10 protein-coding genes are annotated in these 11,284 nt (G+C 71.6%); 4 read left to right on the plus strand and 6 right to left on the minus strand.

What is annotated here, in order from left to right:
* Positions 1-19: 19 nt before the first annotated feature.
* Entirely contained in the window at positions 20-1,420 is a 1,401-nt protein-coding gene (locus D7W82_RS03535; protein ID WP_120616960.1) for a protease inhibitor I42 family protein, read from the minus strand.
* Positions 1,421-1,582: 162 nt separating this feature from the next.
* On the opposite strand from D7W82_RS03535, the gene glp reads away from it, so the two are divergent.
* The 3 genes from glp (at position 1,583) to D7W82_RS03550 (ending at position 4,477) form a co-directional block, all read left to right on the plus strand.
* On the plus strand, positions 1,583-2,824 hold the full coding sequence (gene glp / locus D7W82_RS03540) for a gephyrin-like molybdotransferase Glp (RefSeq protein ID WP_120616961.1): 1,242 nt from the start codon (positions 1,583-1,585) through the stop codon (positions 2,822-2,824).
* 122 nt (positions 2,825-2,946) lie between these two features.
* Positions 2,947-3,621 carry a GTP cyclohydrolase II gene (gene ribA, locus D7W82_RS03545; RefSeq protein WP_120616962.1) on the plus strand — a complete coding sequence of 225 codons (675 nt, stop codon included), beginning with the start codon at positions 2,947-2,949 and terminating at the stop codon, positions 3,619-3,621.
* A 34-nt stretch (positions 3,622-3,655) separates the two neighbouring features.
* The gene (locus D7W82_RS03550; RefSeq protein ID WP_120588655.1) at positions 3,656-4,477 is read left to right on the plus strand and encodes an MBL fold metallo-hydrolase; all 822 of its coding nucleotides are present in this window, start codon (positions 3,656-3,658) and stop codon (positions 4,475-4,477) included.
* Between the two features lie 6 nt (positions 4,478-4,483).
* Here the strand turns inward: D7W82_RS03550 and lipB are convergent, their stop codons facing one another.
* The 4 genes from lipB to lipA form a co-directional block, all read right to left on the minus strand.
* On the minus strand, positions 4,484-5,569 hold the full coding sequence (gene lipB, locus D7W82_RS03555; RefSeq protein ID WP_120616963.1) for a lipoyl(octanoyl) transferase LipB: 1,086 nt from the start codon (positions 5,567-5,569) through the stop codon (positions 4,484-4,486).
* Positions 5,566-7,326: a ClpX C4-type zinc finger protein gene (locus D7W82_RS42290; RefSeq protein WP_120616964.1), complete on the minus strand. Its 1,761-nt coding sequence runs from the start codon at positions 7,324-7,326 to the stop codon at positions 5,566-5,568. The genes lipB and D7W82_RS42290 overlap by 4 nt, the downstream gene beginning before the upstream one ends.
* Positions 7,327-7,426: 100 nt before the next feature.
* The gene (locus D7W82_RS03565) at positions 7,427-8,686 is read right to left on the minus strand and encodes a dihydrolipoamide acetyltransferase family protein (RefSeq protein WP_120616965.1); all 1,260 of its coding nucleotides are present in this window, start codon (positions 8,684-8,686) and stop codon (positions 7,427-7,429) included.
* A gap of 43 nt (positions 8,687-8,729) precedes the next feature.
* Positions 8,730-9,659: a lipoyl synthase gene (gene lipA / locus D7W82_RS03570; RefSeq protein ID WP_120616966.1), complete on the minus strand. Its 930-nt coding sequence runs from the start codon at positions 9,657-9,659 to the stop codon at positions 8,730-8,732.
* Positions 9,660-9,799: 140 nt separating this feature from the next.
* Here lipA and D7W82_RS03575 point away from each other — a divergent pair, with 140 nt between their 5' ends.
* Positions 9,800-10,603 carry a DUF72 domain-containing protein gene (locus tag D7W82_RS03575; RefSeq protein WP_233587272.1) on the plus strand — a complete coding sequence of 268 codons (804 nt, stop codon included), beginning with the start codon at positions 9,800-9,802 and terminating at the stop codon, positions 10,601-10,603.
* Between the two features lie 34 nt (positions 10,604-10,637).
* Here D7W82_RS03575 and D7W82_RS03580 read toward each other — a convergent pair.
* Positions 10,638-11,284: OmpA family protein (locus D7W82_RS03580; protein ID WP_147439214.1), on the minus strand; the 647-nt coding region annotated here is incomplete at its 5' end.

Genomic DNA, 11,284 nt, shown 5'->3' on the forward strand with positions numbered 1-11,284 from the left:
GGCCCGTGCGCCCAAGCCGTCAGGGCTTGACGGTGACGTTGATCTTGAAGGAGCGCTCCACCACACCCGGCGTGAACGCCTTGGCGAGGAAGAACTCCACTTCGAAGTTGCCGGGGTTGCGCGGCGTGAAGAAGAACTCGCGGGTGGCCGGGCTGCCGTTGGGGCCCGGCTCGAAGTTGGCCTCGCGCAGACCCACGCGCTTGGCCAGCGTCGGCTCGATGGCCCAGGTGGCGCCGGGCTGCTCCTGCAGGCGCACCGTGAGGCCGTGGTTGAGCTTCACGTCCACGGACGTGGGCACCTCGCCCTCGATGTGGACCAGCTCCATCTCGTCGCGCGACACCGAGCGCGCCTCGGACGGACGCGGCTCCACCGTCTCCGCGGTGATGCGGCCACCCCAGCCGGACGTCTTGTCCACCACGCCCGTCACCTGGAGCGTCTGCCCCACGTGCTTGCGCAGGCTCTTCACCGCCGCCTTGCCCTCGATGGCGAAGGACACCTGCTGGCGCGTGCCGCCGTTGGACACGACGAGCACGAAGTCCTCGCCCATCATCTCCAGGTTGCCCCGGATGCTGGCGAAGCCCTTGATGCCGGCGCCCATGCCCGCGGCGACGGCCATGGAGACCTCGCCGGGCGACAGGTAGCGCAGCTTCGGCTCCGAGTCCGACGGAGGCGGCGCGACCTCTTCCACCTCGGGCTTCTTGGCGGAGTACTTGCGCACCTCCACCACGCCGCTGTGGTTGGTCGTCTTCTTGATGAGGCCGCTCACGGAGACCTTGTGGTCCACGTAGGCCGGCAGCACTTCCTGATCCGGTCCCTGCAACAGGAACGTCAGCTCGCGCTTGTCGCGGCCCACGACGACCAGGTGGGGCAGCTCGCCGCTGAGGACGAGCCGGCCCTTGAGGCTGCCCTCGCCCATCACGCCGCGGCCCTCGCCGGCGGTGAGCAGCTGCTCCATCTCACGCTTCGTGAGCGGCTCGCCCACGGGCGGAAGCTTCGTCGCGCGCGGGCGCGGCTTCTCCACGGCGGGACCGGCGGGGACGAGCGACGGGGTCTTGCCCCCCGCCTTCCCGGCTCCCTTCTTCCCGGCGGGAGCGGCGGGCGCGGTCTTCGCGGCGGACGCGGCCTTGCCGGCCTTCGCGGGAGGCGCCGTGGGAGCAGGGGGAGCGGCCTTGGCCGCCGCCTTCTTGGCGGCCGCGGGGGCCTTCTCCACCTTCTCCGCCACCGCCTTCTTCGCCGCCGCGGCCTTCCCCTTCGCCCCTTCAGCCACCGCCTTGACGACCTTCGTCGCGGCCGTCGCCACCTTCTTCGAGGCGTTCCTGATCAGATCCAGGCGGGCCGCGTTGTCCTTCTTCGCGGCAGGCTTCGCACCGGCTTTTGCAGCGGGAGTCGGCTTCTTCGCCCCGGACTTGGGCTTGGCCATCGACGCTGTCTCCTTGGAAATTTCCCGTGTGCTATCAACGGGTTGGCGGGACGCCCCTGCTGTTGGACGCGAGCCTCGCGAGCACGGTTGCTTGTAACGATGATCAGCTGGGCTGTCAAACTAACACTTGATTTTCCCACGGACTTTGGGTGGGAAAACAGCATGAGTGACGCCCCCGCATTGCTGCCGGTGGAGGAGGCCCGAGCGCGGATCCTCGAGCTGTGCACGCCCCTGGCCACCGAGTGGGTGCCCGGGGACGACGCCCTGGGCCGCGCGCTGGCCGAGGACGTCCTGACCCGCCGCACCCTGCCCCCCTGGGACAACTCCGCCATGGACGGCTACGCGGTCCAGGCCCGGGACCTGGCGGGCCCCCTGCCCGTGCGCCTCGCGGTGGGAGAGACGGTGTTCGCCGGCAGGCGCCCCACCCGGGAGGTCGTCCCCGGCACCTGCGCGCGGATCATGACCGGGGCCCCCCTGCCCCCGGGCGCGGACGCGGTGGTGATGCGCGAGCGCACCCGCCCCGTCCCCACCGCTACCAGCGACGAACCGGACGCCGTGGAAGTCCTGGAGGCCGTGGGGCCGGGGAACTTCATCCGCCCCCGGGGCGAGGACGCGAAGGAAGGCGACGTCCTGCTGCGGCGCGGCACGCCCCTGGGCATCCCGGAGCTGGGGCTCCTGTGGGCGCAGGGCCAGGGCACGGTGCCGGTGCCCCGCCGGCCGCGCGTGGCGGTGCTGTCCACCGGGGACGAGCTGTGCCGCGTGGACGAGCCCCCCGGCGACGGCATCGTGGACATCAACGCCCCCGCCCTGGCCCTGGCGGTGCGGCGCGCGGGCGGCGTGCCCACGCTCCTGGGCATCGCCCGGGACACGCGCCAGGCCGTCCAGGAGGCCCTGGCGCGCACGGAGGGCTTCGACGTGGTGCTCACCAGCGCCGGCGTCTCCGTGGGCGACCACGACTTCGTGAAGGACGCCCTGGAGGCCCTGGGCGTGGAGCAGCGCTTCTGGCGCGTGGCCATCAAGCCCGGCAAGCCGCTGGTGGTGGGCCAGCGGGGCTCCACCCTGTTCATGGGCCTGCCCGGCAACCCCACGTCGTCCCTGGTGACCTTCGAGCTCTTCGTGCGCCCCGCCCTGCGCCGGCTCCTGGGGCACGCGGACGTGGAGCCGCCCCGCGCCGCCGGCCGCCTGGAGGGCAAGCTCACCAAGGCCCCGGGGCTTGCCCACTTCGTGCGCGTCACGGCGACCTGGCGGGCGGGCGAGCTGTGGGCGAAACCCCTGGGGACTCAGACGTCGGGGGCCCTGCGTTCAGCTGCGGCAGCCACACATCTGCTTCACTTCCCCCGAGAAATCAGCAGTTTGACTGATGGCTCCCATGTGGAGCTGCTCCCCCTCTCGTGGGTCGCTTGAGCAACGCAGTCCACGTCCGCCGCATCCAAACAGGCGGGTTTCACCACACCCATCGGGGTGTCACCTTGACTTGCATCCAGGGGGGCGAGAAGTAACGGCCCCTCTCTGGGAGACGACCTACCATGTCCGACACGCGCTCACCCCAGGTCCTGCCGACCCGTAAGCCGACCCAGCACCTGGAGCGGTACTCGGAGGCGGACGTGCCCACGGCCCGCGGGGTGCTGAAGACCATCGTCTTCCGCGACAAGCGGAACGGGAAGGAGCACGTGGCGCTGGTGGTGGGCGAGCCCCAGGGGCTGGAGGGGGTGCCGGTGCGCATCCACTCCGAGTGCCTCACGAGCGAAGTCTTCGGCAGCCTCAAGTGCGACTGCCGCGAGCAGCTGGACCGGGCGCTCGACTTCGTGTCCCAGAACGGGCTGGGCGTGGTGCTCTACCTGCGCCAGGAGGGCCGGGGCATCGGACTGGGCAACAAGATCAAGGCCTACGCCCTGCAGTCCAAGGGGCTGGACACCTACGAGGCCAACCGCCAGCTGGGGTTCGCGGATGACTTGCGCTCCTACGACATCGCTGCGGAAATGCTGCGGTCGTTGGATGTGCGGTCGGTGGACCTGATCACCAACAACCCGCTGAAGATCGCGGGGCTGGTGGAGGAAGGCGTGGCGGTCCGGCGCCGAATCCCTTCCCGGACCGAGCACAATCCGCATAACGTCGACTATTTGAAGACGAAGCGCGAGCGGACGGGGCACCTGATTGAGCTCTTCGCGGAGGACGACGACACGGAAGCCAAGGCCGGCTGAGCGCCCGGCCCGGCGGAGCACCGCGCGCTTCGAGGTGCGCTTCTGGGGGGTGCGCGGTTCCATCCCCGCGCCAGGCCCGGCGACGAAGCGCTACGGCGGCAACACGCCGTGCGTGGAGGTCCGCTGCGGCGACGAGCTGCTCATCTTCGACCTGGGCTCGGGAGCGCGAGGCCTGGGGGATGCGCTGGTGGCGACGCGCAAGCCCGTCAAGGCGTCCATCTTCATCTCGCACTACCACTACGACCACCTGCAGGGCCTGCCGTTCTTCTCGCCGATGTTCTCTCCGGCGAACGACGTGACGCTGTACGGGTCACCTCGGGACGGCAAGTCGCTCAAGCAGATCCTGGCCGGGCAGATGGTGCACCCCTACTTCCCGGTGACGGCGGAGGACGTGTTCCGCACGCGCCTGGCGTACCGGGACGTGGTGGTGGGCGAGGACATCCCGGTGGGCAAGGCCGTCGTGCGCACGCTGGAGCTGAACCACCCCGGCGGCAACGTGGGCTACCGGGTGGACTTCGGCGGGCGCTCGCTGGTGTACGCGACGGACGTGGAGCACGGCACCGACCTGGACGCGAAGCTGTTCGACTTCGCGCGGGGCGCGGACGCGCTCATCTACGACTCCATGTACACGGAGGACGAGTACCGCGGCCGCACGGGCCCTGCCCGCACGGGCTGGGGGCACTCGACGTGGGAGGCGGCGGTGCGCGCGGCGGACGCCAGCGAGGTGAAGCAGCTGGTGCTCTTCCACCACGACCCGGGCCGCGACGACGCGGGCATGGACAAGCTGCTGCGCGAGGTGCGCAAGCACCGCAAGGCCACCATCGCCGCCAAGGAGGCGATGGTCATCCAGCTGTAACGGGCGTCACGGCCCGGGCGCTTCGAGCGCCCGGATCACCGTCTCACGCAGGCCCCGGAAGGGCAGCCGCGTGAGGGCGGTGAGCACGTCCACCCACTCGAAGGCGTCGTGCTCCGGGCCCAGGCGCACCGGGGTGTCCGGCGCGGCGTGCACCGCGAAGCCGTGCTCCTCCACCAGCCTCGGCGGCAGCGCATCCCCCAGCGCGAACGCGTGGCGGTAGGCCAGGTCCACCACGGGGAGCTGGAGGCCCGTCTCCTCCGCGACCTCGCGGCGGGCAGCCTCCACGGGGGACTCGCCCGGCTCCAGGCGCCCCGTCACCGTCTGCCAGAAGCCACCGCGCTCGGGCGTCCGGCGCAGGAGCAGCACTCGCGCCTCCGGCCACCGGCCGTGCACCACGGCGACGCTCACCGTGCGCAGGTCCACCGTGCCGTCCACGCGCCGGGCGTCGAACACGTGGGAGAACTCGCGCGCGAGCACCTCCTCCACGTCCGGGACGGACACGGGGTGGCCCAGCTCTCGCTGCATGGACGTGACGCCCGCCTCGCGGATGCCGCACGGGACGATGAGCTGGAAGTGCTCCAGGTTCGTGTTCACGTTGAGCGCGAAGCCGTGCGTGGTGAGCCAGCGCGACAGGTGCACGCCAATGGCGCCAATCTTCCGCGCGTCCGGCGAGCCCTCCTGCCCCAGCCACACGCCCGGCCACTTGGGGATGGCGCCGGCCGTGAGGCCGAAGGCCGCGAGCGTCTGGATGAGGCCGCGCTCCACGTCGCGCACGTAGCGGCGCACGTCGCGGCGCTCCGGCGGCAGCAGGAGGATGGGGTAGCCCACCACCTGTCCGGGGCCGTGGTAGGTGACGTCGCCGCCGCGGTTGGTGTCGAACACCTCCACGCCCTCCTCCGCGAGGCGCTCGTCCGTGGCGGTGATGTTCTCTCGCTTCGCGGCGCGGCCCAGCGTGAGGACGGGCGGGTGCTCCAAGAGCAGCAGCGCGTCCCCGATGCGCTCCTGGAGGCGGGCCTCGCCGAACAGGTGCATCAGCTTCAGTCCGTCCTCGTACTCCACCCGGCCCAGGCGGAAGACGGTGAGCGTGTTCATGGTGTTCCCTTTCGCCCCCCTCGTGGGTGTTGGGATGGCGCGGCGGGCGTCTGGGCCGCTTCCAGGCTCCAGCTGCCCGCGTAGACGCGCGACAGCAGCGCCTGGAGCTCATGCCCCGCGCGTGGAGAGCGGACCGCTTCGGCGGCGAACGCCCCCAGGACTTCTTCGGACAACGTCACCGCCGGCTGGCGCAGGGCCAGGGTGCGGCGGGCCACCTCGACCAGCTCCGGCACCGTGGGGCGGCGCACCGGGAGCAGCACCTGCACGCGCTCCAGGAGCGACACCGGCACGGTGCCCTGCACGGCTTCGATCATGCCCGCGGTGGTGGGGACGGGCAAGCTGCCGCCCTCCCCTCGCACCCACAGGCCCAGCGATGACACGGCGCCGCGAGCGCTCATCACCACCGCGCGCGCCGGGCGGTTCGCGAGGAACGCGGTCAGCGTGGCTTGGGCCCGGGGCTCCAGGCGGTCCACGTCCTCCACGAGGAGCGGCTCCGTGCCCGGCGTGGACTCCAGCGCGTCCACGGACGCGAGCGCGCCCTGGCCGCGCCGCTGGAGCGACAGGAAGAAGAGGCTCTTGCCGCAGCCCTCCGGGCCCACGAGCAGCAGGCACCGCGCGCCCGCCTGGACCGTGCGCTCCAGCAGGGTCTTCACCTCGTCGTGGCCCACCATCTCCACGACCCCGGCGCGCGGCTCCTCCACCACCGGCTTGCGCACGGGAGACGGATCGACGACGTCGCCCAGCAGGCCCTGGGATTCGCCCAGGCAGCCCTTGCAGATGAACGCGCCCGCCGGGCCCGCCACCAGGTCGCCGACCTCGCCCCGGGGCCGGCAGCAGAATGAACACCATGCGTCCAGGGCCGGGTCCGCGCGGGTGGGCCCCCGCTCGATGATGCGCTTCTCGCGCCGGCGGCCCCGCGCGGGTTCGGCGTGCACGGGCGAGGTGTCCTCGTCCGGCGGGCGCAGGAGTCCTCCGGGAATGACGGTGTCCTCGGCGCCCGAGGCGCGCAGCAGGCCGGTCGCGGGGTCGAGCTCGTCCTCCTCCGGGGGCATGAGCATGCCGCCCGGGACGACGACATCGTCGTCAGAGGCATCGCGCTGGCTCCTCTGGCCGACGGCATGCGTGCGCCCGGACAGGGGCCGTGGCTCCGCCGAGGCGACTCCCTCTTCTGACGGCCGCGAAGCATCGCGATCCTCAGCCGAACGCGGCCCCCCGCCAGAAGCGGTGGCCTCCGGGTCTTCGAGCGAAGCTCGCGGGCCACCTGCATCGATGCCGGCAGTTCCCTCGGGCTCGGTGGCCGTGCGCGTGGCGTGGGGCGCGGAGGCGGTCCCGTCAGGCGGGGTGATGGCCTCGGCCGGGGGCGGCGCACCGATGGCGGCGATCCTTCCAGCGAGCTGGGGCAGGCCGGGCTCGGTGGGCAGCGCCGGGCTGGCGGTCACGGTGGGGTCCCCCAGCGTGTGCACCACGGCGTCCACCTTGTCGTTGAACGCGTCGGAGACGGCGTCGCCCCAGCTCACCGCGCGGTAGGCCGCCGCTTCCTTGTTGCCCGTCATCGCCGCGGTGAAGGCCGGGCTGACGTCCGGGTCGCGGGCCTTCAGCTGGCGCGCCTGCCGCAACAGCTGCGAGGCGCGCGAGGCGTGCCCGGACTTCTGGTACAGCGCGGCGGCCTGCTCCAGACACTCCGCCGCTCGCGCGCGGTCTCCCCGGAGCTCGGCGGTCTGCGCGGCGCGGATCAACTCACGGGGATTGTCGGCCATCGCGGCTGCCCGCCTTCAACGTTGCTGTTCCGGAAGTTCCCCCGCGTCCCGGCCGCCCCCCGGAGCAGGAGCGGTCGGGAGTGCCCCACGACGCGTGTCCTCACGCCATCGCGAGGAACAGCAGGTCCGGCGCTTCCAGGTACTTGATGACCTCGTACACGAAGCTCGCCGCGACATCGCCGTCGATGACGCGGTGGTCGCAGGACAGCGACAGGTTCATCATGTCCCGGACCACGACCTGGTCGTTCTTCACCGCCGGGCGCTTCTTCAGCTTGTGAACGCCCAGGATGCCCACCTCCGGGTGGTTCAGGATGGGCGTGGCGAACAGGCCGCCGCTCTGCCCCAGCGACGTGATGGTGAAGGTGCCGCCCGTCAGCTCCTCCATCTTCAGCTTGCGGTCGCGCGCCGCGGCGCTCAGGCGGGAGATCTCCTTCGCCAGCTCGCCCAGCGTGAGCTGGTCCGCGTTGCGCACCACCGCCACCGTGAGGCCGTCCGGCGTGGCCACCGCGATGCCGATGTTGTACTCGCCGCGCACCACCAGCTCCTGCGTCGACTCGTCGAAGTTCGCGTTGAGGTGCGGGAACTTCTTCATCGCGGCGATGGTCGCCTTCACGATGAACGGCAGGTAGGTCAGCTTCGTGCCGTCACCGGCCGCCGCCAGCTGGCTGTTGAGCCGCGTGCGCAGCGCGACCAGGTCCGTGGCGTCCACCTCCTCCACGAACGCGAAGTGCGGCATCGTGAACTTCGAGCGCACCATCTTCTCCGCGATCTTCTTGCGCAGGCCGCGCAGCGCGATGCGCTCGTCGCCCTTGCCGGAAGCCACCGGACGCGCGGCCTGGGGCGCGGAGGCCGCGACCTCGTTCTTCTTCGGCGCGCCGTTGCCACCCTCCAGCGCCGCCACCACGTCCGCCTTCGTCACGCGGCCCTGGGGACCGGAGCCGGAGATCTCCGCCAGGTCCAGGCCGTGCTCGCGCGCCATGCGGCGCGTGACGGGCGTGGCCAGGACCTTGGAGGCCGAGGCAGAGGCCGCGGGCGCCGCCTCCTGCGCGGGGCTCGAAGCCGGAGCGCCGTGGGACGCCGGGGCACCGTGGGCAGGAGCCTGCGCCGCGGGAGCACCGCCCTCCATCTCCAGCGTCACCAGCAGCTGGTGCACCTTCGCCATGTCGCCCTCACGGCCGTGCGTCTTCATGACGCGGCCGGCGTGGGGGGTGGGCACCGTGACGGTGGCCTTGTCCGTCATCACCTCGCAGAGCACCTGGTCTTCCTTCACCAGGTCGCCCTCCTTGACGTGCCACTTGACGAGCTCGCCCTCCGCCACGCCTTCGCCGAGATCCGGGAGCTTGAATTCGAAAGTCGCCATGAGGGGAAGTGTCTCTCTGGGGTTGGGGAAGGGGTGCTTCTGGTCAGCCGAGTCGCTCGACGCGCTCGCGCTCCATCAGGCCCTTCATGAAGAACTCGGCGGCGCGGTAGCTGGAGCGAACCAGCGGCCCGGAAGCCACGTAGAGGAATCCGAAGGACTCCGCCAGCGCCTTGTAGGCTTCGAACTGCGCGGGCGTCACGAAGCGCTCCACGCGCAGGTGGTACTGCGACGGCTGCAGGTACTGGCCCAGCGTGAGCACGTCCACGCCCACGCCGCGCAGGTCCTTGAACGTGCGCTCCAGCTCCTCGTCCGTCTCGCCCAGGCCCACCATCACGGACGTCTTGGTGTAGACCTTCTCCGGGCGGTTCTTCAGGTACTCCAGCACGCGCAGGGACTGGCGGTACGTCGCGCGGCGGTCACGCACCGTGGGCGTCAGCCGCTCCACCGTCTCCACGTTGTGCGCCACCACGTGCGGCTTCGCCTGCGCCACCGTGGCCAGGTCCTCTTCCTTCCCCTTGAAGTCGGGGATGAGGACCTCCACGAGCGTGCGCGGGCTCTCCTTGCGCAGCTCCCGGATGGCGGACGCGAAGTGGCCGGCGCCGCCGTCCGGACGGTCGTCGCGGTTCACCGACGTGACGACGATGTACTCCAGGTTCATCTCCCGCACCGCCTGCGCCAGATGGATGGGCTCCATCGGGTCCAGCGGCGGGGGCGCCCCCACCTTCACGTGGCAGAAGCGGCACGCGCGCGTGCACACCTCGCCCATCAGCATCACCGTGGCGGTGCCACCGCCCCAGCACTCGGCGATGTTCGGGCAGCGGGCCTCCTCGCACACCGTGGACAGCCCCACCCGCTTCACGATGGCCTTCACCCGCTCATAGCCTTCGCCATGCGGCAGGCGCACCTTCAACCACTCGGGTTTCCGGGTGCTGTCAGAGACCTGTGGGAGGGGAAACCGGTCGGGAGTCGCCATGGGTCGCGGGCCTTCTAGAGGGTGGGTGAAAGCAGGGTCAAGCGTGAAGCCCTAACGCCTCGCGTTAGCGCAGGCCAACCCCGAGGACAACTTCCGGGAGGTGTAACGCGGTGGACAGGGCGCGGCCACGAGAGGGGGGCATGGCCATCCTCCAGCCCATGGCGGCCATCCACCTGGGAACGAGCGGCTATGTCTACAAGCACTGGAAGGGGCTCTTCTATCCGGACGGGCTGCCGGTCCGCCGCTGGCTCCCCTACTACGCGCGCGTGTTCTCCACCGTGGAGCTCAACGCCACGTTCTACCGCCTGCCCACGGAGGCGGCCGTGGACGGCTGGCGTGAGCAGGTGCCGCGCGGCTTCCGCTTCGCGTGCAAGGGCAGCCGCTTCCTCACGCACCTGAAGCGCCTCCAGGAGGTCGGCGAGGGCGTGGCGCTCTTCCACTCACGGGTCTTCCGGCTGGGCAGGCTCCTGGGGCCCATCCTGTGGCAGTTGCCGCCGACCATGACGAAGCCGGACCCCGAGCGGCTGGAGCGCTTCCTCGCCCACCTGCCGGGCAGCGTCCAGCACGTCTTCGAGTTCCGGCACGCGGCCTGGTACCACCCGGAGGTGTTCGCGCTGCTGGACGCGTACGGCGCGGCGGTGTGCGAGCACGACCTCGTGGACGTGCCGGTGCCCCGCCCCACCGGCGGCTTCCGCTACCTGCGCTTCCACGGCGCGCAGGGGCGCTACGAGGGCCGCTATGGACGCCGCGCGCTCCGGCGGGTGGCGGAGGGGCTTGAGGCCTGGCGCGACGCGGGCCGGACGGCGTGGGTGTTCTTCAACAACGATTTGAAGGGCCACGCGCTGCTGGACACGTTCGACCTGGCGGACCTGCTGGGTGAACCGCTGCACCGGCCGGCGCCGTCCGCCGCGACCCAAGACAGCGGCGCCCGGCCCTCACCGTGAGGACCGGACGCCGCCGGGACCGCGTGCCGGGGGATCACTGACCGAGCACCTGCACCTCGATGCGCCGGTTCTGCACGCGGCCCTCGGGAGTGTCGTTGGGGGCGATGGGATTCGCGTCACCCTCGCCGCTGACCTCGATGCGGTCCTGCGGGATGCCTCGGCGCACGAGCGCCCGGCGCACGCTCTCCGCGCGGCTCTCCGACAGCTGACGGTTGGCGTTCGCGTCGCCGGTGGAGTCGGTGAAGCCGTTGATGCGCACGCGCGCGTCGGACTTCTCCTGCATCACATCTCCCAGCTCGCCCACCATGCGCTGGCTGCTCTTGGTGAGCTGCGACGAGCCCGTCTTGAACTCCACGCCCTCCAGCACGAAGCCCTGCTCCGCGCTCGGGCCGTTGAAGGCCTCACGCAGGCTGTTGGGGTCGCTCGCGCGCATCTTCTCCTGGCCCGAGCCGCCGGTGCCCGCATCCTCCGCCTGCTGGGAGCCCGCCGCGCCCGCCGTCTGCTTCTCCACGTCGCCGGAGCCGCCCGTGCCCGCGTCGGCCGCCATGTTGGCGCCCTCACCCGGCTGCGTGCCAGAGCCGCCCGTGCCCTCGTTGCCCACCGTGCCAGCGCCACCGGTCGCGGGCGGGGTCGGCTGAGTGGCCTGCGGCTGGGTCGCGGGAGGCGTCGCGGGCGGGGGTG

Source organism: Corallococcus sp. CA049B (assembly GCF_003611685.1).
Taxonomy (GTDB): domain Bacteria; phylum Myxococcota; class Myxococcia; order Myxococcales; family Myxococcaceae; genus Corallococcus; species Corallococcus coralloides.

Coding starts and splice junctions, on each gene's coding strand:
- D7W82_RS03535 (WP_120616960.1), bottom strand. CDS start 1,420: ATGGCCAAGCCCAAGTCCGGGGCGAAGAAGCCGACTCCCGCTGCAAAA.
- glp (WP_120616961.1), top strand. CDS start 1,583: ATGAGTGACGCCCCCGCATTGCTGCCGGTGGAGGAGGCCCGAGCGCGG.
- ribA (WP_120616962.1), top strand. CDS start 2,947: ATGTCCGACACGCGCTCACCCCAGGTCCTGCCGACCCGTAAGCCGACC.
- lipB (WP_120616963.1), bottom strand. CDS start 5,569: ATGAACACGCTCACCGTCTTCCGCCTGGGCCGGGTGGAGTACGAGGAC.
- D7W82_RS42290 (WP_120616964.1), bottom strand. CDS start 7,326: ATGGCCGACAATCCCCGTGAGTTGATCCGCGCCGCGCAGACCGCCGAG.
- D7W82_RS03565 (WP_120616965.1), bottom strand. CDS start 8,686: ATGGCGACTTTCGAATTCAAGCTCCCGGATCTCGGCGAAGGCGTGGCG.
- lipA (WP_120616966.1), bottom strand. CDS start 9,659: ATGGCGACTCCCGACCGGTTTCCCCTCCCACAGGTCTCTGACAGCACC.
- D7W82_RS03575 (WP_233587272.1), top strand. CDS start 9,800: ATGGCCATCCTCCAGCCCATGGCGGCCATCCACCTGGGAACGAGCGGC.